The sequence below is a fragment of the Mediterraneibacter sp. 210702-DFI.3.120 genome (assembly GCF_020561005.1).
GTDB lineage: Bacteria > Bacillota > Clostridia > Lachnospirales > Lachnospiraceae > Mediterraneibacter > Mediterraneibacter faecis.
Window position 1 is genome coordinate 60,068 of record NZ_JAJCNG010000012.1, and the last position, 23,460, is coordinate 83,527.

Sequence of the window (23,460 nt, forward strand, 5' to 3'; positions counted from 1 at the left end):
AAAATGGAATCAGAATGGAAATTAAAAAGGAGATATCATGAACAAGTTAGAGCTTATGAAAACTGCGAATGAGATCCGGAAAGGGATTGTAACAGCACTGCATAGCGCAAAGGCCGGACATCCAGGTGGATCTCTCTCAGCAACAGAGATTTTTACATACCTTTATTTTGAAGAGATGAACGTAGACCCGAAAGATCCAAAGAAAGCGGATCGCGATCGTTTCGTTCTTTCTAAAGGACACACAGCTCCGGGATTATATTCTACACTTGCGCAGAAAGGATTCTTCCCGAAGGAAGATCTCGTGACACTTCGTCATACAGGATCTTATCTGCAGGGACATCCGGACATGAAACACATTCCAGGTGTTGATATGTCTTCAGGATCTCTTGGACAGGGAATTTCAGCAGCTGTAGGTATGGCAATCGCAGGAAAGCTTGACAATGCAGACTACAGAGTATACACACTGCTCGGAGACGGTGAGATCCAGGAAGGTCAGGTATGGGAGGCTTCCATGCTGGCAGCACATAGAAAACTGGATAATCTCGTTGTTATCGTTGATAATAACAATCTTCAGATTGACGGAGCAATTACAGAAGTCAACTCTCCGTACCCGATCGATAAGAAGTTTGAGGCATTTAATTTCCATGTAATCAATATTGATGGAAATGACTTTGATCAGATCGATGCTGCATTCAAAGAAGCAAAGACAGTCAAAGGACAGCCGACAGCTATTATTGCTAAGACAGTAAAAGGAAAAGGTGTATCCTTCATGGAGAACCAGGTAGGATGGCACGGAAAAGCTCCGAACGATGAAGAGTACAAGATTGCAATGGAAGAATTAGAGAAAGCAGGTGAAGCATTATGTCAGAAGTAAAGAAGATCGCAACAAGAGACAGCTACGGTAATGCTTTGGCTGAACTCGGAACAGAACATGATAACGTTGTAGTACTTGATGCCGATCTGGCAGCAGCTACAAAGACAGGTGTATTCAAGAAAGCACATCCGGATCGTTTTATCGATTGTGGTATTGCTGAGTCTAATATGATCGGTGTTGCAGCAGGTCTTGCAACAACAGGAAAAGTGCCATTTGCAAGTTCTTTCGCAATGTTCGCAGCAGGACGTGCATTTGAGCAGGTAAGAAACTCTGTTGGATATCCACACCTGAATGTAAAGATTGGTGCAACACATGCCGGAATCTCTGTAGGAGAAGATGGAGCAACACATCAGTGTAATGAGGATATCGCTCTGATGCGTACAATTCCGGGAATGGTTGTAATTAACCCAGCTGATGATGTAGAGGCAAGAGCAGCTGTACGTGCTGCTTACGAGCATCAGGGACCGGTATATCTGAGATTTGGACGTCTCGCAGTGCCGGTGATCAATGACAGACCGGACTACAAGTTTGAGCTTGGAAAAGGTGTTGTGTTAAGAGAAGGAAAAGACCTGACGATCATCGCAACAGGACTTCCTGTAAGTAACTGTCTGGAAGCAGCTGAGAAGCTTGCAGCAGACGGAATTGATGCGAAAGTGATCAACATTCATACGATCAAACCTCTCGATGAGGAACTTGTTGTAGCAGCTGCAAAAGAGACAGGAAAAGTTGTTACAGTTGAAGAGCATTCCGTTATCGGCGGACTTGGAAGTGCTGTATGTGATGTACTTTCAGAGAAAGCTCCAACACAGGTTATGAAGATCGGTGTGAATGATACATTCGGTGAGTCTGGTCCGGCACTTGAGCTTCTGAAGAAGTATGGTCTTGATACAGACAGCATCTACGAGAAAATCAAAGCATTTGCAAAATAATCGGATTTTCGAAAGCAAAATTATAATTTAAAATAAAAAGAACGCTTCGCGCTTTCTGTTTACAGGATATCTGCAATCAGAGAGTACCGGAGCGTTTTTTGATGTTTGGAGATATTAAGAAAATGCCGTGCACGAAAAGTAATATTTGTCGAACTTACCTGACACTAATTGATAAAATCTCCCGATTTCCTTGTGCTATGTTAAGGGCAATCCCCGGGAAATTAAATAAAAGTGATAGAAAGGTGAGTATAAAATGGAGAGACAGATTCCAAAAAATGTGCGTCAGATAGGAAATGTGAGTGATAGTCCAAAAATCTATGTGGAAGATTATGTAGATACTTTTTTTCTTCAGTTAAGTGAAAAAAGCGAGAAAGAAAAACAACCAGAAGGAGCCTTTCTGATTGGTGAAATGCAGAAGCAGGACAATGAAGAATATATTTATATTTATGGTGCGATAAAAATAAAAGAGTTAAAAAAGGAGGGCGGTGAATACCTGATCAATGACAAGATATGGAAATGTGGTTGTGAAGAATGCAGCCAGTATTTTGAAGAAGGAGAAATCATAGGCTGGTTTGTGACAGAGCATGATTTACAGCTGGCTCCGGGTTCTATCAACGTAAAGCTGCATAAAAAATTATTTCCAAAGAAAAATACCGTTCTTGTTATGAAAGATTCGACAAACCAGGAAGATGTATTTTTTGTACATAAGCTGGGAGATCTGATGGAAATTGGAGGACATTATACTTATTACGAGAAGAATCCGTGCATGCAGAATTATATGATTGCAAGTCGAAAAAAAAATGGGGCAGTTCAGACAGAAAATGTGGAAGATACGGCTGCACAAAGCTTTCGTTCTCTGGTACGTGAACGGGGCGGTCAGAAAAGAGAAAGAAGGACAGGCAGTCTGATGTATGGAATCAGTACATGCCTTGTACTGGTCCTGATCGTGATGGGTGTTTCTATGATGAATAATTTCAGCAAAATGAAATCCCTCCAGAATAAGATAAATGTGGTTGCCGAGGGGGAAAAGCAAACATCCTCACCTGATGTGAAAGAGACGAGTGGAGCAGCAGCTACTGTGGAGAAAAATCAGGAAGCAGCAGATACAGAAAAGGAATCCGCAGAGATAACGGAAGAAAATGAAGGGGAAGAACAGACGGAAGATAAGAATACAGAAAGTGTTCCGGTTTCCGGGACTGCCGTTGCAGCAGATGAAAATGATGGTATTTATGTGGTGGAAAAAGGAGATACCCTTGCAATTATCAGTAAAAAAATGTATGGAGATGTTAATCATGTAGATGCGATCAGCCGGATGAATGGATTGCAGAATGGGAACCTGATCTATATTGGACAAAAATTGATATTGCCATAAATCCGTGTTATACTGTGAAAGACAAGTGAAAGCTAAAAGTGTATCAACAGAAAAAGGTGCACTGGACAAACGATAAGGGGAGCAATATGGCGCGAAAGAAAATGTCGAATTTACAGGTGGTAAAAACGCAGGATGATAGAAAAGCGCTGAGACAAAGGGAAAGAAGGATCAAACGCCGGAGAAGAAAAGAACTTCTTACCTATATCATTCTGATTGCGATGGCAATCTGCGGAACATACCTCCTTTTAGATAGTAAGACTTATGGCACAGTCCGCAAGGCAGACAGTTACGCGAAAGACCTTTCGGACAGGAATAATTACGTTCAGTTTGCAGATGGAATTGTGCGTTATAATCATGACGGTGTGGTATTTCTAAATAAGAAGAATGAGGAAAAGTGGATTCAGCCAACACAGCTTCAGACACCGGTGATTGTTGTGAAAGACGATGTGTTTGCGGTTGCTGACAGCGGAGGTAACAGTATTCTCGTATTTACAAAAAATGGGTTGAAAGGTGAGATTCAGACGACATTACCGATTGAGAGAATCGCAGTATCGAATCAGGGAATTGTCAGTGCAATTTTAAAAGATGAGACTTCACCGAAGATCATATCCTATGATGCGGCAGGAAATATTCTGGTAGAGCAGCAGATTACGATTGGAAATACAGGATATCCGATCGCATTGGATTTGTCTGATGATGGAAAGGTTCTGGCAGTTTCTTATCTTTATACCAAAGGAACACAGGTGCAGAGCAGGATCGGATATTATAATTTTGATACTGCCGGCAAAGAGAAGGCAGATAACAAAGTGACAGCAGATACTTATGAAGATATGCTGATCGGCGAGATTTTCTTTATGGGAAATGACAGATCTGTTGCAGTTGGAGATAATGGATTTGAGATTTATACAGGAAAAGATACTCCAAAGCAGACAAAAGAAGTGAAAGTGAATCAAGAGATAAAAAGTGTTTTCCATTCGGATTCTTATTTTGGATTTGTCCTGCTTAATCAGGAGAAGTCAGGGTATGAGTTGAGAATGTATAATCAATCAGGAGATACTGTGTTCAGTAAAGAGATACAGGGAGATTATAGTCATGTAAAGATGGATGGAGACAATATCATTCTGTATGATGGAAGTAAGTGCTGTATTTATACAACGACAGGAATCCTGAAGTTTAAGGGAGACCTGGGAGCAGATGCACAGGAAATCTTTGATGCATTTGGCCTGAACAGATACTATGTGATGAGTGATAATGAACTGCGAATTGTTTATTTGACAAAATAGGAGAGATATATGGAGAATTGGTTGTTACTTGCAGTCGGGATTGTGTTTTTAGTCTGCATGATTGCCGGCTTTGTGAAGGGATTTCTCAGAATTGGTTTATCCCTTCTGTCAACAATATTGACACTGGTACTGGTGTCATTCCTTTCCCCATACGTGTCGGATGCGCTGATGAAGCATACACCGGCGCAGGACGTACTGGAGAAGAAGATAGTGGAAGCATTTATGCCAGAGTTTTCAGCAGATGATCTGTTGAAAGCAAATCTCAGTGGAACACCTCTGGAGAATTTAACGGTAGACCAGATTAAATCATTAAGCGAATCTGGATGGGACAAACTGGGGATAACTGCACAGGATATCCTGAAAGTGGTCGGAGATCTTCCAAAGGATACACAGATCCGTGAGATTGAGAATTCAATGCTGCCACAGTTTTTGAAAGATGCATTGCTGGAAAATAATAATACTGCGATTTATGAAGAACTGGATGTTACAACTTTCCCAGAATATGTTGCGGCCTATATTTCACGAATGCTCCTCAATGTTGTGTCATTTCTTGTGACATTTTTGATTGCGATCATTCTTGTAAGCGCATTGATGTATGCGGTGAATATTATTGGTGAACTTCCGTTACTTGGTGCGATCAATCATCTGGCGGGAGGAGTGCTTGGAATTGGTCTGGGATTTATTATCGTATGGATCGCATTCCTTGTGCTGACTCTGATTTATACGACAGAGATTGGAACAACGTGTTATGCGATGGTTGAGCAGAGCGCGATCTTGACGTTTTTGTACAACCATAATCCGCTGTTGATCTGGTTACTTGGATTCCGGTAGGAAAAATAAAAGAAAAATATTAAAAATAGGGTTGACACTCTCGATAAGCTATGATATCATATAGAAGTTCTGTTAAGGACATAAATATGGGGGATTAGCTCAGTTGGGAGAGCGCCTGCCTTGCAAGCAGGAGGTCACGAGTTCGACTCTCGTATTCTCCACTAAGATTACGGATTGTGCATTGCACAGTCCGTTTTTTTGTATATTAGGAAAGTCCTTTCCTAATATACAAAAAACGCTCCGCTAGGGATACGCAACAAAAAAACATCCCACAGCGCGAAATCTGTGAGATGTTCTTCATAACTCCCCCTGTTGGACTTGAACCAACGACACTTCGGTTAACAGCCGAATGCTCTACCGACTGAGCTAAGGAGGAATATTTCCTTGTCTTATCGACGAAAAATATATTATCATATTTAGATAGTCTTTGCAAGAGAAAATTAAAAAAAATGTAAAAATCTTAAAGAAATCTATTTTTATCCATTTCAAGTCATAATCAGAAATCCAGAGACATACATATATTAGACAGGAGGGCTGATATAAAATATATCAACAGCACTTTCTGAAAGGTAACAATTCAATTTAAGACAGGAGAGGGTAAGATGCGAAGAAAGTTAAGAAGACATCTTGCATTTCTGATGGCGGTACTGATGATGCTGTCGTTGATGGGTGTTCAGGTACTGGCAGAAGGTGTACAAGTTGAGGCTGTACAAACCACAGAGGGAACAGATTGTACCGTGCTCCCGGAAGAAACAGATGCGGAAGAGACTTCCCGATCAGAAATGCAGAAACCAGGCGCAAAAGAATCTCCCCCTGAGTCTGGAGTAGTAACAGAGGAAGGGAAAAGTACCGATTCAGAGAAAATTTCAGTTGTTCTTAAAGATGAGATTCTTACAAAAGGTTCTCTGACAGCAGAGGTTAGTGGAACAACAGAATCAGATCAGATTGCTTATCAGTGGCAGGTAAGTGAAAAAGGTCAATGGAAAGACATTGAGGATACAGCGACTGTGGATAGTAGAAAGCAATCCTATGAAGTTGCAAGAGATGGTGCACAGAAGACATTTCGTGTGAAAGTGACAGTAAATGAGGCGGTGACAGTTTATTCTTCCGAATACAAGGTGAATTATTATGACAAGCTTCAGAATGGAAGTTTTGAGACGCCAAAAGTATCTGATGCAGGAACACTGACTTATAAGGATGCACATTTTATTCAGGTAGCAAATGGAACGAATAATTTGTACTGGAAGACAACAGCGAAAGGTGCATATTTTGGCGCTGGAAATCAGAAAGATTATTATATCGAGATTGCAGACGGAAGCAGAAGTTATTATGGAAATACGGTTAATGATCCAAAGCCGGTTTATAACATCAGCAGTGCGGCACAGGAAAATCAGTTCGCAGAATTAAACTGTGAGGAACCAGGAGCACTTTATCAGGATGTTTTGACAGAACCGGGGACAGTCCTTCACTGGGGATTGGAACATGCCGGACGCTGGGGAACAGACACGATGGCGGTTATCATCAGCGATACGAAATCAATGAGTTCTGATTGGAATCCGGCAGGATCGGGATTTGATCAGAGTAATCCTGATGTACAGGCTGTATTGTCAGATGAAGCCGGCAAATGGACTTATCACTATGGAGATTATACGGTTCCGGCAGGGCAATATGTTACTCGATTTTATTTTGTGGCAGTAGAGGCAGCAAATGGAAATTTGTCAAATGGAAACCTGCTCGATAACATTTCTTTTGGAAAGGATCTCCCAAACCCACCGGCAAAAACAGGTAATCTGATGATTACAAAACAGGTGGAGGGAATTGCAGCGAGTCAGATTCCGGACGAGTCCTTTACATTTCAAGTAAAACGGGGAGAAGAAGTGATCGAAGAAGTGAAGCTTCCGCAAAATGGTCAGTGGAGTGCATCGCTCCAGGCGGTTGAACCTGGGGAATATACAGTGACGGAGATTGCTCAGGAACAGAATAACTATAGGCTGGAGCATACCTTTTATCTCGTGGGACAGGAAAGTCAGGCAGAGGGGATGACAGCACGAATTGATGTAACGAAGGAGCAGACGGCAACAGTAACTTATACGAATCAGTATCAACCGCTTATGGTTGTTCCGACAGGAGTAGAGAACAGGGTGCTTCCTACAATCCTGATAGAAACAATAGGCATAACAGGAGGAGCAGTTTTTCTGTTTCTTCGAAGAAAGAGGAAAGAAACAGATTCATGAAATTAAAAGGAGAGATTCATCTTTTTCTGATTCGTCTTGCATTTCTTCTGGTGTTTCTGTGGGTTTTATTCGGGCTGTTGTTTGGGATTACAACCATGAAAAACAATGACATGTCGCCACGCATCAGTGCGGGAGATCTGCTCTTTTATTATCGACTGGAAAAACCGAAAAGCGGGGATGTGGTGGTTCTTCAGAAAGCAGGAGAGAAATATGTGGGCAGAGTGATCGCAGCCGGCGGCGATACAGTAGAGATTACAGAGGACGAAAAGGTAAAGATCAATGGAAGTAAGATTGTGGAAAATGATATTTTCTATGATACACCGCAATACGAAAGTGACACGGTCTATCCACTGACGCTGAATAGCGGAGAATATTTTATTCTGGGAGATCAGCGGGGAAATGCAAAAGACAGCCGGTATTTTGGAGCTGTGAAGGACAAGGAGATAAAAGGCAGAGTAATTACGGTGCTCCGCCGGTCAGATATCTGAAACCCGGAAATCAGAGTAAAAAGTGAGGTAGAGATTATGAATAAGAAAACAGCAGGACGTATTTCAGCAATGGCAATGGCGAGCATGATGATGATGTCAGTTTGCGTGGTAAATGCGGCAGCCGAGGAAAATGAACCGATCACACAGCTGAATCTGAAGAAAACGGTGACAACGGATGGAAATACATACCAGCCAAACACTTCATTTTCGTTTCATGTGGAGAATGGTGAAGCAGCAGAAAATTGGAGAGATAATGTAGTATATGCCGGTGTGACAGGTGGAATCACGGCCACTCAGACAATCGGATTCCAGCCATCAGGAGAAGATACACTGGCAGCAGCTTACAGCAAGAATGCAACATTGGAAATTAATGCAGAGGTATTTGAACATGCTGGTGTTTATCATTATGTTGTGACTGAAGATGCAGGCTCTTATGAAGGAATCAATTATGATACAGCAGGCAGAGATGTTTATCTTTTTGTATATAACGGAGCAGATGGAGCACTTTATGTTGGAAATGTAATTACAGAAAATAATGGTGAAAAAGGTGATCTTGAATTTATCAATGATTATGGTGCAGAAAATGATACAACGCATGATGTGACGATCCAAAAAACGATCACAGGTAATCAGGGAGTTAAAAATAAATCCTTCGAATTCAAGGTTGCGGTGAATGGTGGACAGGGAGAACTCTACAAAGTTGTAGTGAAGAAAAATGCAAATGCACAGGCACTTACAGAATACATCACAAGCAATGAAGCAGAAACTTCTTATCAGATTTCTGATACAGGTTCAATTACAATTTATGGATTGACAGAATCTGATAAATACACGGTGACAGAGACCGATGCGAATAAAGATGGATATACTACTACGATTGATGGAGAAACAACTGCGACCGGAACAAAGACAGGAACTACAAAAGAAGATGGTACAGTAGTTCAGTATGTGAATGAGAAAGATGCGGCTGTAGTAACAGGCGTTGCAAAGAAATACACACCATACGTATTACTTGTGGGTGCGGCAGGCGCATTTGGATCAGTTTTCTTTCGTAGAAAAAGAGCATGATAAACGAAACGACAGAAGGTCAGGAGGCAGGGGAGCAGAGGGAAGAGCTGTTTTTTAAAGTTATAGAAGCGGGAAATAAGATATTGGAAATTCTGGCAGCGCTCTTTATTATTCTTATGCTTCTTTATGGTGCATATTCATTATGGGATACCTGCCAGATCAACCGACGTGCGTTTATCAGTGGAGAATTGATGAAATATAAACCTGCAGGGAAAACGGATGAAAGTCCGTCCCTGCAGGAACTTCAGAAAATCAATCCGGATGTGTGTGCCTGGCTGACGGTAGACGGAACAAAGATTGATTACCCGGTTGTGCAGGGAGAAACAAATCTGGAATATATCAATCAGGATATTTATGGAGAGTTTGCTCTTTCAGGAAGTATTTTTCTGGATAGCAGAAATGACAGAAAATTTATTGACAGTTACAGTTTATTATATGGTCACCATATGGATAATGGCGCAATGTTTGGGGATGTGATGAATTATAAAGAAAAGGAGTATTTTGAATCGCACAAAACAGGTACGCTGTATTTGAATGAACAGTTAGAAAAAATCCAGTGGTTCGCCTGTGTGGAGACAGATGCGTATGATGAAGTTATTTATAATCCACAAGATTATAAGAAAGAGAATCTGGAAGAACTGATGGAATATATAAAGGCACATGCAGTGCAGTATCGTCTTCCTGAGAAAAAAGGAAAAGAGGGGTGGAACAGGATCATTGGCTTATCTACTTGTTCTAACGATCAGACGAATGGAAGAGTAATACTTTATGGATTTTTATATGATATTACTGTTCACTCCCGTGTCAATCACTCCGCTGATTGACACGGAGGATGCGTGTTTTGACTTGAATGCATCTCGCCCCATCGCCAAAGGCGATTTAAAATGGCGAGATGCGTTGCTGGTCGCACATCGTGTGAACAGTAACAGGGACAGGTAGATAAAGAATGATGTAGCGCAACGCCGTTGCATATTTGTCTGTTGAATGTTAAAATGTGAATGTCATTCAGATTCAGGTCAAAGCTAGAAAAAGAGCGAAAATGGATCTGGATCATTTCGAAAATCAGGGAAATAAAGGCAGGCAGTATACAATGACGATAAAAGAGATTGCGCAGATGGCCGGGGTGTCCAGCGCAGCAGTATCAAGATATTTGAATGGCGGATATGTGAGTGAACAGAAAAAGGAGCAGATCCGTAAAGTGATTGAGAAGACGGGATATCAGCCGTCTACTCAGGCAAGAATCCTAAGAACCGGACGTGCACATCTGGTTGGTGTGGTGGCTCCGAAGATCAATTCAGAATCAATCAGCCGGATCACAGCGGGAATTGAACAGGTTCTTTCGGCAAGAGGGTACCAGATGCTTCTTGCAAGCACGGATAATCAGCCAAAGAATGAGCTGACTTATCTGAGAATCTTTGAAAGTTATCCGGTAGATGGAATTGTACTGATCGGTACAGTGCTTACAGACGAGCATCGGAGATTTCTAAAAGAATCAAAGGTTCCGGTTGTGGTTGTGGGACAGGAGACAGAAATGGCAAGTTGTATCTATCATGATGATTTTGGTGCGGGAAGAGCAATGGGACAAGAAGTTGCGGTGAAAGCACTGAAGCGGAATGGTGGAAGACCTGAAGATTGCAAGATTGCATATATTGGTGTTACTCGTGAAGATAAGGCAGCAGGTGCTGCCAGAGAAGACGGGTTCCGCAAGGGACTTCAGGAAGCAGGGATTACTTTCGATGACCATCGGTACAGACGCGAATCAGAATTTACAATGAGCGGCGGATATGAAGCAGTAGCGGATTTGTTGAGTGAAGAAAATGAAATCGATATCATATCATGCGCAACAGATACGATTGCAGCAGGAGCAATCGAGGCATTGATCGCACAGAGTAAAAAGGCGGTTCCGGAGTCGGTTCAGAATTCTGGTGCAAGGATGCTACACATTTTGGAACAGTCTGGTATCTGTGTCACAGGATTTGGTGATAATCAGATGTTAAGGGCTGTGACAGGCGGTATTCCAACGGTTCATTTTGGGTATAAAACGAGTGGAATCAAGGGGGCAGAGCTCTTACTTGAACAGATTGAAGAGAAAAATCCGGTGCCGGTGCATATGAAGCTGGGATTCCAGATCGTGAATAGATTTGAATGAATGTAACTAAGAGTATAGTGCAAGTTAAACAAAACAGAAGAATCAGAATTAGTAAAAATGCCATCTTTACAAATGGCATTTTTTTATTTAATATAAAATCATAAGATGTGAAAACGATTACATATAAAACATAGAAGGAAGGGAGAGTAATCATGGATTACAGGAAAACAGCCCAGGAGATTCTGGGATATGTAGGTGGAAGTAAGAATATTGTATCCGCAGCGCACTGCGCAACGCGTCTTCGTCTTGTTATCGCAGATAATAGTAAGGCAGATAAAGAGGCAATAGAGAATGTGGATGGAGTAAAGGGAGTATTTGAGGCATCTGGACAGCTTCAGATTATTCTTGGAACAGGAACAGTGAATAAGGTGTTTGATGAATTTATCGCGATCGCAGGTATTACAGCAAGCACAAAAGCTGAGGCAAAGGAAGCAGCGGCAGAGAAGCAGAACTGGTTTATGAAGGCCATCAAGCTGTTAGGTGATATTTTTGTACCGATTATTCCGGCCATCGTAGCAAGTGGTTTCCTGATGGGAATCATGAATGCGCTGGATTTCATGAATGCAAATGGATTTTTAGCAATTGATACAAGCAGTTCTATTTATGTGTTTGCGAATCTGTTCAGTAATATCGCTTATACATTTCTGCAGATTCTGATTGCATTTTCAGCTGCGAAAGCATTTGGTGCAAACCAGTATCTTGGAGCCGTTATCGGTATGATTATGATTCATCCGTCATTGCAGAACGCTTATACGGTTGCAACGGAAGGTGTACAGCAGACACAGAGCGTATTCTTCGGACTGTATCACATCGACATGGTTGGATATCAGGGACATGTAATCCCGATCATTATTGCAGTATGGATCCTTTCTGTATTAGAAAAGAAGCTGCACAAGGTAGTTCCGGCAGCACTTGACCTGTTTGTAACACCACTTGTCAGCGTATTCGTGACAGGATATCTTACACTTTCCATTGTAGGACCGATCTTTGTATGGGGTGAGAATGCGATCCTTGGAGCAATCCAGTGGATGCTGACACTTCCGCTCGGACTTGGAAGTCTGATCATGGGAGGTTTGTATGCACCGACAGTAGTAACAGGTATTCATCAGATGTACACAGCCATTGATATTGGTCAGCTGGCAAAATACGGAGTAACTTATTGGCTTCCACTTGCAAGTGCAGCGAATGTAGCACAGGGTGCAGCAGCATTGGCAGTTGGCGTTAAGTCAAAAGATCAGAAGATTAAATCCCTTGCACTTCCGTCATCACTTAGTGCATTTATGGGAATCACAGAGCCGGCAATCTTTGGTGTAAACTTAAGATTCTTCAAACCATTTATCGCAGGATGTATTGGTGGAGGATGCGGAGCATTGTATGCATCACTTGTACATCTCGGAGCAAAAGGAACTGGAGTAACAGGTATCTTCGGTATCCTGCTTTGCCTGAATCAGCCGTTTCAGTACATTATCGAGATGGCAATTTCAGTAGGAGTAGCATTTGTGATCTCCTTCATGATTTACAAAGATAAAGAGCCGGTAGTTAAGACAGCCGCAACAGAGACAACAGTTGAGAAAACAGAAGAGACAGAGAATGTAGTAGAAGCAGAAAATGTTTCAGCAGAAGAAATTACAAGCCCGGTAAACGGAAATGTTGTTGCGACAGCAGAAGTAGCAGATGAGACATTTGCATCAGAGATGCTTGGAACAACTGTTGCAGTTGAGCCAACAGATGGAAAGATTGTAGCACCATGTGACGGTGAAGTAATGAATATCTTCGATACAGGGCATGCAGTATGCATCGCAACGGAAGCAGGAGCAGAGCTTCTGATCCACATTGGAATTGATACAGTTTCCATGGATGGAAAAGGATTTGTAAAGAAAGTAGCAGACGGAGCAAAAGTTCGTAAGGGCGATGTGCTGATCGAAGCAGATCTGGATGCTATCAAAGCAGCAGGACATCCGGCAACTACGATGATGATACTGACGAATGCAGATGACTTCAGCAAAGTAGAGAAGACAGCAGCGGGAACAGTTACAACAGCTGATCTCGCAATGAAGATTGAGAAATAAATTGAACAGTGATTAAAAAGATACAGCCGTTTTATTCAAAGAAGAATTCTTGCAGAATAGAACGGCTGTAAATGGAAAAAGGGAGACAAGAGCATGAATGCATTAACAAGGGATCTGATCAAACTGGTAGATATGACGGAAGAGATGATGAAAGAAAAAGAGCAGAAAGAAGGAGCGGGTTATCGTGAGAAGCTGCATCTGATGCCTCCTGTTGGCTGGCTCAATGATCCGAACGGATTGTGCCAGTTGAATGGGATCTATCATGCATTTTTTCAGTATTCTCCATTTAATGCCGAAGGCGGCGTGAAGATGTGGGGGCACTATACAAGCAAAGATATGATCGACTGGGAATACCAGGGAGTAAAGTTATATCCGGATCAGCCATTTGACTGTCATGGTGTATACTCCGGATCAGCATTTATCGAAGATGACAAAATGTATGTTTACTATACAGGCAATGTAAAGCTGGAAGACGGAGATTTTGACTATATCAACACAGGACGCGAGTCAAATACGGTTCTTGTTGTCAGTGAGGATGGAAAGACATTTGGATCAAAAAAAGAACTGATGAGAAATGTGGATTACCCGTCAGATCTGACTTGCCATGTGCGCGATCCGAAGGTGTGGAAAGACGGAGATACTTACTACATGATTCAGGGCGCACGTACAAAAGAAGATGTCGGACAGGCATTGATCTTCGAGTCAAAAGATAAGATTAACTGGAAGTTCAGAAGCCGTGTGGAATCAAAGAAACCGTTTGGTTATATGTGGGAATGCCCGGATTACTTTGAGGTAGATGGAACAAAAATTCTTTCTGCTTCTGTGCAGGGACTTGAAGGCGGAGTATGGGATGACAGAAATGTTTATCAGTCAGGATATTTCATGGTTGATGGAAATATTTTAGATGATTATAAACTTTCAGAATACATGCTTTGGGATTACGGATTTGATTTCTATGCACCGCAGAGTTTTGAGACTGAAGATGGAAGAAGGGTTCACATCAGCTGGATGGGAATGCCGGATTGTGAAGAATATACTAATCTGACGATCGCAGAAGGGTGGCAGCACTGCTTCACTTTCCCGAGAGAAGTATTTGTGGAAGACGGCAAAGTTTGTCAGAGACCGGTCAGAGAATTGCAAAAGAGGAAAACTCTTGTGGATAAGTCTACAGGAATGTTGAAAAAAGATGGATATAAAGTCTATGATGTGAATATCTCGGGCATTCAGAACAATGAATTCAGGACAGTGATTGATGAAGAATTGATTCTTGAGTACAAAAATGGAAGATTTGAGATGCATTTCACAAGTCAGGATAAAAATTCTGTATCTGCAGGAAGAGGAATGCGTTATGTTGATGTAGATAAAATTTCAAGTGTTGAAATTCTTGTGGATAAATCCTCTGTGGAAGTATTTGTAAATAATGGAGAGTATGTATTCACCACACGGTTCTATCCACAGAAAGACAGTCTTGCGGTAGAGGCTGCGGGAGCAGAAATCATGATGGAAGAGATTCGATAGTTGAAAGAAAATAGCCTCCGGACTATTGAAAAAAACTTTTAGTAGAATTATAATAATAGTCACAGATTCCCCACAGATGAAAGGTCTGTGGGGATTTTTGCGTTATGAATTCAAACAACCGGAGGATTTCCTTTATGATAAATTTTAAGAAATACGGAAAGCGCTGTCTGTCTCTTTTTCTGGCGGCATCTATGATATTAATGCCGGCAGTACAGACATTTGCTGAGGAAGAAACGGCGGCAGCCACAACAGATTCAACTCAGACAGAGGAAGAAGACAGGGAGACACAGCGTCAGAACTGTTATGCGATCGCACCAGATTCAAACAGTGTGGAGAACTGGCCACAGGGACCGGCAACTTATGCGGACTCTGCAATCGTTATGGATATGAACAGTGGGGCAGTTTTATATAGCAAGCAGATTGAAAAGAAGCATTATCCGGCGAGTATTACAAAACTTCTGACAACATTGGTTGCGCTGGACAATGCGGAGCTTACAGATACGGTAGAATTTTCCCAGGACAGTATTTCCTTTCTGGAATATGGCGATGCCCATATCGGCATGACACCGGGGGAGCAGATCAGTATGGAAGATGCGCTCTATGCCGTTCTTCTGGCATCAGCAAATGAGGTCTCTTATGCAGTAGCTGAGAGTGTTGGCAAGAAGATGGGTGGGGGGTATGACACATTTATTCAGGCGATGAATGATGAGTCAGGAAAACTTGGATGTACAGGTTCACACTGGACGAATGCGAACGGACTTCATGATGAACAACATTATACAACGGCGCATGATATGGCAAGAATTGGTGCAGCAGTTTATCAGAAGGAAGCGTTCCGGACAATTTCCCAATCGTTAAGCCATACGATTCCGGCAACGAATCTGGTGAATGAAGAACGTACTTTTCAGCAGAAGCACAAGATGCTCTGGCCACAGAATGATAATTATTATGAATACTGCAAGGGCGGTAAGACCGGCTACACAGATCAGGCAAGAACAACGCTTGTGACAATGGCAGATAACGGAGATATGCAGCTTGTTGCGGTTGTACTTTATGATTTTGGAAATGATGCTTATATAGATACTCGTGCTATGTTTGATTATGTTTACAGTAATTTTTCAAAAATATCTTTGAAGGATCAGAAGCTTCCGGAAGGTGTGAAGTCTTATGAAGATGAAGATGCTTATATTGTACTTCCGAAGAGTGCACAATTTTCTGATGTGAAAGCAGAAGTGAAGGAAGACAGCAACAAGGATGGATCCGGAACAGTAACATTTACTTATAAAGGGCAGGAAGTAGGCAGTGTGAAAGCTGCGATAGAAAAAACAGAGGAAAGCAGTGCAGCTGTTTTGGGAAAAAAGAAAGATAAGACAACTTCAACTGTCGTAACCGGGATTTCAAAGTTTATGAAAATTGTGATCGGAGTTGTAATTGCAGTTGTGATTTTATTGATCATCATTGTTGTACTTGCGAATTATCGGAAGCAGATAAGACGTCGCAGAAGAAAAAAAGGAAAAAGAAGAAATGCAAAGAGTGGTAATGTGAAAAGAAAGAAGAAACGCCGCAGATAAGAAAACAGAAATTTGCGAAAGAACGCTGAAAACAACGTTTTTTCGCACTTTTTTTATCATAATAAACCTTGACTAGAAGCGAGAATCTCTTTATAATAAGCCGTGTGTAGAAGTTCACAGGTAAAGCGATGACGGAGACAGTAGGATTTATCCGAACGTTACAGCGAGCCGGAGATGGTGGGAGTCCGGTGCAAGTAAGAGATTTTTGAAGATCACTCCAGAGCAGCAGTTCCTGAAACAGATGCAGAAAAGAGGTTTCTGCAGAAAGAGAGAGTAAGGACTGACGCGTGTCCGGCGTTAAAGGATACCATATGCAGGTCAGAAATCAGACCTAAGTATGATGTAACAGGTGGTTTAACGAGAGAAGTTCAGGCTTTCGTCCTATTACAGGACGGAAGCCTTTCTTTTTTTAAGAATCATAAAATAAACTCAGGAAAGGATAAGAACATGTATAAGAAAGTTTTAACTGACATGAACTTTGTCAGCCGTGAAAAAGAAGTTGAAAAGTTCTGGGATGATAATGAAATCTTCCAGAAAAGTATGGATGAAAAAGAAGGATGTCCGGATTATATTTTCTATGACGGACCTCCGACAGCAAATGGTAAACCGCATATCGGACACGTTTTAACTCGTGTTATTAAGGATATGATCCCAAGATACCGTACAATGAAAGGATATATGGTTCCAAGAAAGGCCGGATGGGATACACATGGCCTTCCGGTAGAGCTTGAAGTTGAGAAGCTTCTTGGTCTTGATGGAAAAGATCAGATTGAGAAATATGGTCTTGAACCATTTATCAAGAAATGTAAAGAGAGTGTATGGAAATACAAAGGAATGTGGGAGGATTTCTCAGGTACAGTTGGATTCTGGGCTGACATGGAGCACCCATATGTAACATATGATAACAATTTTATCGAGTCTGAATGGTGGGCTCTGAAGAAGATCTGGGATAAGGGACTCCTTTACAAAGGATTTAAGATCGTTCCTTACTGCCCGCGTTGTGGAACACCGCTTTCCGCACAGGAAGTTGCACAGGGATACAAGGATGTCAAGGAGCGTTCAGCAATCGTTCGTTTTAAAGTAAAAGATGAAGATGCATATATTCTTGCATGGACAACAACACCTTGGACACTTCCATCCAACCTTGCACTTTGTGTAAATCCGAAAGAAGATTACGCAAAGGTTAAGGCAGCAGACGGACATGTATATTATATGGCATGTGCACTGCTTGATACAGTTCTTGGAAGACTTGCAGAAGAAGGCAAAGATGCTTACGAAATTCTTGAGACTTATAAGGGAACTGATCTGGAAGGAAAAGAATATGAGCCGCTGTATCAGTGTGCAGCAGACGAGGCTGCAAAACAGCGCAAGAAAGCATTCTATGTTGTATGTGATGAATATGTAACTCTTACAGATGGTACAGGAGTTGTTCACATCGCACCTGCATTTGGTGAAGATGATGCGAATGTAGGAAGAAAATATGATCTTCCATTCGTACAGCTTGTAGATGAGAAGGGTGATATGGCAGAATCCACACCGTTCGCCGGTCTGTTTGTAAAGAAAGCTGATCCGGAAGTATTAAAGGATCTGGATGCAAGAGGACTTCTTTATGATGCACCGAAGTTCGAGCATAGCTATCCTCACTGCTGGAGATGTGATACTCCACTGATCTACTATGCACGTGAGTCCTGGTTCATCAAGATGACAGCAGTTCGCGACGATCTGATCAGAAATAATAACACAATTAATTGGATTCCGGAAAGTATCGGTAAAGGACGTTTCGGTGACTGGATCGAGAATGTTCAGGACTGGGGAATCAGCCGTAACCGTTACTGGGGAACACCACTGAATATCTGGCAGTGTGAGTGTGGACATATGCACTCTATCGGAAGCATTGAAGAACTGAAATCAATGTCTGATAACTGCCCGGATGATATCGAGCTTCACCGCCCATACATCGATGCTGTAACAATCAAGTGTCCGGAGTGTGGTAAAGAGATGCACAGAGTACCGGAAGTTATCGACTGCTGGTTCGACAGTGGATCTATGCCATTTGCACAGCATCATTATCCATTTGAAAATAAAGACTTATTTGAGAGACAGTTCCCGGCAGATTTCATTTCCGAGGCGGTAGACCAGACAAGAGGATGGTTCTACTCTCTGCTTGCAATCTCAACACTGCTGTTTAACAAGGCTCCATATAAGAATGTTATCGTTCTTGGACATGTTCAGGATGAGAACGGACAGAAGATGAGTAAGTCTAAAGGAAATGCGGTTGATCCGTTTGATGCACTTGAGAAATACGGAGCAGATGCAATCCGCTGGTATTTCTACATCAACAGTGCTCCGTGGCTTCCGAACCGTTTCCACGGAAAAGCCGTTCAGGAAGGACAGCGTAAGTTCATGGGAACACTTTGGAATACTTATGCATTCTTCGTGCTTTATGCGAACATTGATAATTTTGATGCAACAAAATATACTCTGGAATATGATAAACTTCCGGTTATGGATAAGTGGATCCTCTCCAAGATGAACACAATGGTAAAAGATGTAGATTATAATCTTGGCAATTACAGAATCCCAGAGGCAGCACGTGTGCTTCAGGATTTCGTAGATGATCTGAGTAACTGGTATGTAAGAAGAAGCCGTGAGCGTTTCTGGGCAAAGGGAATGGAGCAGGATAAGATCAATGCTTACATGACTCTGTACACAGCTCTTGTTACAGTATCTAAGGCAGCAGCTCCGATGATCCCGTTCATGACAGAAGAGATTTATCAGAACCTGGTTCGCAGCATTGATAAGGATGCTCCGGAAAGTATTCACCTTTGTGACTTCCCAGAAGTTCATGAAGATCAGATTGACAAAGAACTTGAAAATAACATGGAACATGTTCTTGACCTTGTTGTTATGGGACGTGCATGCCGTAATGCGTCCAACATCAAGAACCGTCAGCCGATCGGAAAGATGTTTGTGAAAGCAGACTTTGATCTTCCAGAATTCTATCAGGAGATCGTTGCAGACGAGCTGAATGTTAAAAATGTTAAATTTACAGATGATGTAAGAGACTTTACTTCTTATAGTTTTAAACCACAATTAAAGACAGTCGGACCGAAATATGGTAAGATGTTAGGTGGTATCAAAGCGGCGCTTAACGACATCGATGGAAATGCAGCAATGGATGAGCTCAACGCTACAGGTGCACTCAAACTGGATGTAAACGGACAGGAGATCGAACTTTTCAAGGAAGACCTTTTGATCGATACAGCACAGATTGAAGGATATGAATCTGTAAATGACAACGGAATCACAGTTGTTCTCGATACAAACCTGTCACCAGAGCTGCTGGAAGAGGGATTTGTACGTGAGATCATCAGCAAGATCCAGACAATGAGAAAAGAAGCTGATTTCGAAGTTATGGACAGAATCAAAGTTACATACGAGGGTAGTGAAAAGGCAGAAGCTGTCTTCGAAAAGAACAATACACTGATCGCAGGTGAGGTACTTGCGGATGAAGTTGTAAAAGCACAGCCGGCTGGTTACGTGAAAGAATGGAAGATCAACGGCGAAGCAGTTACAATGGGTGTTGAGAAAAAAGGAGAGTAATAAACATGTTCAGTAAAAGATTCGAGAAAAAGGCTTTTAAAGCGGCAGTAAAGGATAACGTTAAGACACTTTATAGAAAGACAATCGATGAGGCTACGCCGCAGCAGTTATTCCAGGCAGTATCCTATGCAGTCAAAGATGTGATTATCGATGATTGGATTGAGACACAGAAAAGATATGATGAGACAGATGCCAAGACAGTATACTATATGTCAATGGAGTTCCTTATGGGACGTGCACTTGGCAATAACCTCATCAATATGACAGCATATAAAGAAGTAAAAGAAGCACTGGAAGAGATGAATATTGATCTGAACGTGATTGAAGACCAGGAGCCGGATGCGGCTCTTGGTAATGGAGGTCTTGGACGTCTTGCAGCATGTTTCCTTGATTCTCTCGCTACACTGAATTACCCGGCATATGGATGTGGAATCCGTTATCGTTACGGAATGTTCAAACAGAAAATCAAAGATGGATATCAGGTAGAGGTTCCGGACAACTGGCTGAAAGAAGGAAATCCGTTTGAGATTCGCCGTGAAGAGTACGCAAAAGAAGTACGTTTTGGCGGAAATATCCGTTTCGAGAAAGATCCTGTTACAGGAAAAGATAAATTTATCCAGGAAAACTATGAGTCTGTCATGGCAGTTCCGTATGATATGCCAATCGTCGGATATGGCAATCACGTAGTAAATACACTGCGTGTATGGGATGCAAAACCGATCACAGATTTCAAACTTGATGAGTTTGACAGAGGAAATTATCACAAAGCAGTAGAGCAGGAAAACCTTGCAAAACTGATCGTTGATGTTCTCTATCCGAACGATAACCATTACTCAGGAAAAGAGCTTCGTCTGAAACAGCAGTATTTCTTTATTTCTGCAAGTCTTCAGGCTCTGATCGAGAAGTATAAGAAAAAACATGGTGATATCAGAAAACTGCATGAGAAGGTTGTTATCCAGATGAACGATACTCACCCGACAGTTGCAGTTCCAGAATTAATGCGTCTCCTCATCGACGTAGAAGGATTAAGCTGGGAGGATGCATGGGAAGTTACAAGTAAGACTTGTGCTTATACAAACCATACAATCATGGCAGAGGCACTTGAGAAATGGCCAATCGACCTGTTCTCTAAACTGCTTCCACGTATTTACCAGATTGTACAGGAGATCGATCGTCGTTTCCTGATTAAGGTTCGCGAAATGTATCCGGGAAATGAAGAGAAAGTCCGCAAAATGGCAATCCTTATGAACGGACAGGTTCGTATGGCTAACATGGCAATCGTTGCAGGATTCTCTGTAAATGGTGTTGCACAGCTTCATACAGAGATCCTTGAGAAACAGGAACTGAAAGATTTCTATCAGATGATGCCTGAGAAATTCAACAATAAGACAAACGGAATCACACAGAGACGTTTCCTCGCACATGGAAACCCACTTCTTGCGGATTGGATCACAGATAAGATCGGTGATGGATGGATCACAGATCTGTCTCAGATTGCAAAGCTGAAACCACTTGTTGAAGACGAAGACGCAAGACGTGAATTTATGGAAATTAAATACCAGAATAAAGTTCGCCTTGCGAAATATATCAAAGAGCATAACGGAATCGATGTAGATCCTCGCTCTATCTTTGACATTCAGGTAAAACGTCTGCATGAGTACAAACGTCAGCTGTTAAATATCCTGCATATCATGTATCTGTACAATCAGATCAAAGAGCATCCGGAGATGTCCTTCTACCCAAGAACATTTATCTTCGGAGCAAAGGCGGCAGCAGGATACCTTCGTGCGAAAGAGACAATCAAACTGATCAACTCCGTAGCAGATGTTGTAAATAACGACAGAAGCATCAACGGAAAGCTGAAAGTTGTATTTATCGAAGACTACAGAGTATCCAATGCAGAGATTCTTTTCGCAGCAGCAGATGTCAGCGAACAGATTTCAACAGCTTCCAAAGAGGCATCCGGTACAGGTAACATGAAGTTCATGTTGAACGGTGCACCGACACTCGGAACAATGGACGGAGCAAATGTAGAGATCGTTCATGAAGTCGGAGAAGAGAATGCATTTATCTTCGGTCTGAGTTCACAGGAAGTAATCAATTACGAGAACAATGGCGGTTACAACCCAACAGATGTTTACTTTAATGATTGGGAGATCAAACGTGTCGTAGATCAGCTGATGGATGGAACATATTCTAACGGCGATCACAACATGTATATCAATCTGTATAACTCACTGCTGAATACACAGTGTACAGACAAAGCAGATACTTACTTCATTCTGAAAGACTTCCGTTCTTATGCAGATGCACAGAAGAGAGTAGAAGAAGCTTACAGAGATCAGCAGAGATGGTCTAAGATGGCAATGATGAACACAGCATGCAGCGGTAAGTTCACATCTGACAGAACAATCGAAGAGTATGTTCGTGATATCTGGCATCTGGAGAAGGTTGAAGTTCCATCAGGACAGGACCTTTTCGAATAAGCAATTACACGGAGAATGAAACCAGATAAGTTCTAAAATAGGACAGCCTTCCATACAATAGAGTATGGAGGGCTGTTTTTATGCGTGATACAATTAGAAATAAAATAAAGTTATTTTTTGCATTTCTTATCATACTGTTTTTACTTCCTTACATCATTTCTGTTTTTATAAACGGAAAGAATGCGGTGCAGGGAGCTGACAGCGATAATGCATCTGTGTATCTCGCAGGAATACTCGCAGGAGAAACAGATGGAGGATATGAAATAGAAGCATTGAAGGCACAGGCGGTTGTTCTACGTACAGAGTTGTACAGAACAGAGAAAGAAAAGCAAACTATTTTGGATAAATGTCTGACGCAGACTCAGATGAAGAAAAAGTGGGGGACAAAATACGAAGAGAATTTGAAAAAATGTCAACAGGCAGCACAGGAAACAAAAGGAATTGTACTGTGGTATCATGAGACCTTTGCATGGGCACCGTTTCATCAATCCAGTAATGGAAAGACCAGAGACGTGCAGGAGGTACTTGGGAATGCAGATTATCCGTACATCACAGCAAAAGAATGTCCGCTTGACAAGGCGGCAGAAGATGAAATTCAGGTACATTTGATAGAATATAAAGAGATACAAAAGAGATGTAGAGAATTCCTTGTGGCAGAGGAACAGAAAAAAGCAGAAAATGGGTATGGATACGAAGATTTTGAAATTCAGGAATGGGATTCTTCCGGTTATGTCAGAAAAATGAGGATTGGAGAGACGATATGTACAGGAGATCAGTTCCGTGATGCACTGAAACTTCCTTCGAGTTCATTTTCTTTTTATGAAAGTCCACACGGGTTGAAGATTGCAACTGTTGGAAAAGGGCACGGATTCGGAATGAGTCAGTGGACTGCACAGGAAATGGCAAAGGATGGGAAAAATTATGAAGAGATCCTGCAATATTTTTATGAAGGAACAGAACTACACCACATAGATGAATAAGATCG

16 protein-coding genes and 2 tRNA genes are annotated in these 23,460 nt (G+C 41.8%); 17 read left to right on the forward strand and 1 reads right to left on the reverse strand.

Annotated elements, in window-relative coordinates; genetic code table 11:
• Nucleotides 1–37 precede the first annotated feature (37 nt).
• The 6 genes from LI162_RS08120 (at nt 38) to LI162_RS08145 (ending at nt 5,450) form a co-directional block, all read left to right on the forward strand.
• On the forward strand, nt 38–874 hold the full coding sequence (locus tag LI162_RS08120) for a transketolase (protein ID WP_015527643.1): 837 nt from the start codon (nt 38–40) through the stop codon (nt 872–874).
• Nucleotides 862–1,803 carry a transketolase family protein gene (locus tag LI162_RS08125; protein WP_020436972.1) on the forward strand — a complete coding sequence of 314 codons (942 nt, stop codon included), beginning with the start codon at nt 862–864 and terminating at the stop codon, nt 1,801–1,803. Before LI162_RS08120 ends, LI162_RS08125 begins: the two co-directional genes overlap by 13 nt.
• A gap of 253 nt (nt 1,804–2,056) precedes the next feature.
• Nucleotides 2,057–3,175 carry a LysM peptidoglycan-binding domain-containing protein gene (locus tag LI162_RS08130; RefSeq protein ID WP_055165956.1) on the forward strand — a complete coding sequence of 373 codons (1,119 nt, stop codon included), beginning with the start codon at nt 2,057–2,059 and terminating at the stop codon, nt 3,173–3,175.
• 86 nt (nt 3,176–3,261) lie between these two features.
• Nucleotides 3,262–4,458 carry a DUF5711 family protein gene (locus LI162_RS08135; protein WP_155203426.1) on the forward strand — a complete coding sequence of 399 codons (1,197 nt, stop codon included), beginning with the start codon at nt 3,262–3,264 and terminating at the stop codon, nt 4,456–4,458.
• Between the two features lie 9 nt (nt 4,459–4,467).
• Nucleotides 4,468–5,289, forward strand: a complete 822-nt coding sequence (locus LI162_RS08140; RefSeq protein WP_155203424.1) for a CvpA family protein — start codon at nt 4,468–4,470, stop codon at nt 5,287–5,289.
• An 88-nt stretch (nt 5,290–5,377) separates the two neighbouring features.
• Nucleotides 5,378–5,450: transfer RNA gene (locus LI162_RS08145), tRNA-Ala, on the forward strand.
• Nucleotides 5,451–5,592: 142 nt separating this feature from the next.
• Here the strand turns inward: LI162_RS08145 and LI162_RS08150 are convergent.
• A tRNA-Asn gene (locus LI162_RS08150) sits at nt 5,593–5,665 on the reverse strand.
• Between the two features lie 226 nt (nt 5,666–5,891).
• Between LI162_RS08150 and LI162_RS08155 the strand changes: the two genes are divergently transcribed.
• The 11 genes from LI162_RS08155 (at nt 5,892) to LI162_RS08205 (ending at nt 23,455) form a co-directional block, all read left to right on the forward strand.
• The gene (locus tag LI162_RS08155; RefSeq protein WP_227156236.1) at nt 5,892–7,523 is read left to right on the forward strand and encodes a DUF5979 domain-containing protein; all 1,632 of its coding nucleotides are present in this window, start codon (nt 5,892–5,894) and stop codon (nt 7,521–7,523) included.
• Nucleotides 7,520–8,011: a signal peptidase I gene (gene lepB, locus LI162_RS08160; protein WP_020437100.1), complete on the forward strand. Its 492-nt coding sequence runs from the start codon at nt 7,520–7,522 to the stop codon at nt 8,009–8,011. Before LI162_RS08155 ends, lepB begins: the two co-directional genes overlap by 4 nt.
• Nucleotides 8,012–8,047: 36 nt before the next feature.
• Complete coding sequence (locus LI162_RS08165; RefSeq protein ID WP_227156238.1) at nt 8,048–9,079, forward strand: DUF7601 domain-containing protein; 1,032 nt, start codon at nt 8,048–8,050, stop codon at nt 9,077–9,079.
• Nucleotides 9,076–9,903: a class B sortase gene (gene srtB / locus LI162_RS08170; RefSeq protein ID WP_155203413.1), complete on the forward strand. Its 828-nt coding sequence runs from the start codon at nt 9,076–9,078 to the stop codon at nt 9,901–9,903. Before LI162_RS08165 ends, srtB begins: the two co-directional genes overlap by 4 nt.
• 215 nt (nt 9,904–10,118) lie before the next feature.
• The gene (locus LI162_RS08175; RefSeq protein ID WP_227156240.1) at nt 10,119–11,228 is read left to right on the forward strand and encodes a LacI family DNA-binding transcriptional regulator; all 1,110 of its coding nucleotides are present in this window, start codon (nt 10,119–10,121) and stop codon (nt 11,226–11,228) included.
• Between the two features lie 152 nt (nt 11,229–11,380).
• The gene (locus LI162_RS08180; RefSeq protein ID WP_227156242.1) at nt 11,381–13,297 is read left to right on the forward strand and encodes a PTS beta-glucoside transporter subunit IIBCA; all 1,917 of its coding nucleotides are present in this window, start codon (nt 11,381–11,383) and stop codon (nt 13,295–13,297) included.
• A gap of 93 nt (nt 13,298–13,390) precedes the next feature.
• Entirely contained in the window at nt 13,391–14,815 is a 1,425-nt protein-coding gene (locus LI162_RS08185; RefSeq protein WP_055145078.1) for a glycoside hydrolase family 32 protein, read from the forward strand.
• A 134-nt stretch (nt 14,816–14,949) separates the two neighbouring features.
• Entirely contained in the window at nt 14,950–16,386 is a 1,437-nt protein-coding gene (locus tag LI162_RS08190; protein WP_227156244.1) for a D-alanyl-D-alanine carboxypeptidase family protein, read from the forward strand.
• Between the two features lie 447 nt (nt 16,387–16,833).
• Entirely contained in the window at nt 16,834–19,989 is a 3,156-nt protein-coding gene (gene ileS, locus LI162_RS08195) for an isoleucine--tRNA ligase (RefSeq protein ID WP_227156246.1), read from the forward strand.
• 5 nt (nt 19,990–19,994) lie between these two features.
• Nucleotides 19,995–22,475 carry a glycogen/starch/alpha-glucan phosphorylase gene (locus tag LI162_RS08200; protein ID WP_015527605.1) on the forward strand — a complete coding sequence of 827 codons (2,481 nt, stop codon included), beginning with the start codon at nt 19,995–19,997 and terminating at the stop codon, nt 22,473–22,475.
• A gap of 80 nt (nt 22,476–22,555) precedes the next feature.
• Nucleotides 22,556–23,455: a SpoIID/LytB domain-containing protein gene (locus tag LI162_RS08205; protein WP_178413860.1), complete on the forward strand. Its 900-nt coding sequence runs from the start codon at nt 22,556–22,558 to the stop codon at nt 23,453–23,455.
• Nucleotides 23,456–23,460 lie beyond the last annotated feature (5 nt).

Coding starts and splice junctions, on each gene's coding strand:
- LI162_RS08120 (WP_015527643.1), top strand. CDS start 38: ATGAACAAGTTAGAGCTTATGAAAACTGCGAATGAGATCCGGAAAGGG.
- LI162_RS08125 (WP_020436972.1), top strand. CDS start 862: ATGTCAGAAGTAAAGAAGATCGCAACAAGAGACAGCTACGGTAATGCT.
- LI162_RS08130 (WP_055165956.1), top strand. CDS start 2,057: ATGGAGAGACAGATTCCAAAAAATGTGCGTCAGATAGGAAATGTGAGT.
- LI162_RS08135 (WP_155203426.1), top strand. CDS start 3,262: ATGGCGCGAAAGAAAATGTCGAATTTACAGGTGGTAAAAACGCAGGAT.
- LI162_RS08140 (WP_155203424.1), top strand. CDS start 4,468: ATGGAGAATTGGTTGTTACTTGCAGTCGGGATTGTGTTTTTAGTCTGC.
- LI162_RS08155 (WP_227156236.1), top strand. CDS start 5,892: ATGCGAAGAAAGTTAAGAAGACATCTTGCATTTCTGATGGCGGTACTG.
- lepB (WP_020437100.1), top strand. CDS start 7,520: ATGAAATTAAAAGGAGAGATTCATCTTTTTCTGATTCGTCTTGCATTT.
- LI162_RS08165 (WP_227156238.1), top strand. CDS start 8,048: ATGAATAAGAAAACAGCAGGACGTATTTCAGCAATGGCAATGGCGAGC.
- srtB (WP_155203413.1), top strand. CDS start 9,076: ATGATAAACGAAACGACAGAAGGTCAGGAGGCAGGGGAGCAGAGGGAA.
- LI162_RS08175 (WP_227156240.1), top strand. CDS start 10,119: ATGGATCTGGATCATTTCGAAAATCAGGGAAATAAAGGCAGGCAGTAT.
- LI162_RS08180 (WP_227156242.1), top strand. CDS start 11,381: ATGGATTACAGGAAAACAGCCCAGGAGATTCTGGGATATGTAGGTGGA.
- LI162_RS08185 (WP_055145078.1), top strand. CDS start 13,391: ATGAATGCATTAACAAGGGATCTGATCAAACTGGTAGATATGACGGAA.
- LI162_RS08190 (WP_227156244.1), top strand. CDS start 14,950: ATGATAAATTTTAAGAAATACGGAAAGCGCTGTCTGTCTCTTTTTCTG.
- ileS (WP_227156246.1), top strand. CDS start 16,834: ATGTATAAGAAAGTTTTAACTGACATGAACTTTGTCAGCCGTGAAAAA.
- LI162_RS08200 (WP_015527605.1), top strand. CDS start 19,995: ATGTTCAGTAAAAGATTCGAGAAAAAGGCTTTTAAAGCGGCAGTAAAG.
- LI162_RS08205 (WP_178413860.1), top strand. CDS start 22,556: ATGCGTGATACAATTAGAAATAAAATAAAGTTATTTTTTGCATTTCTT.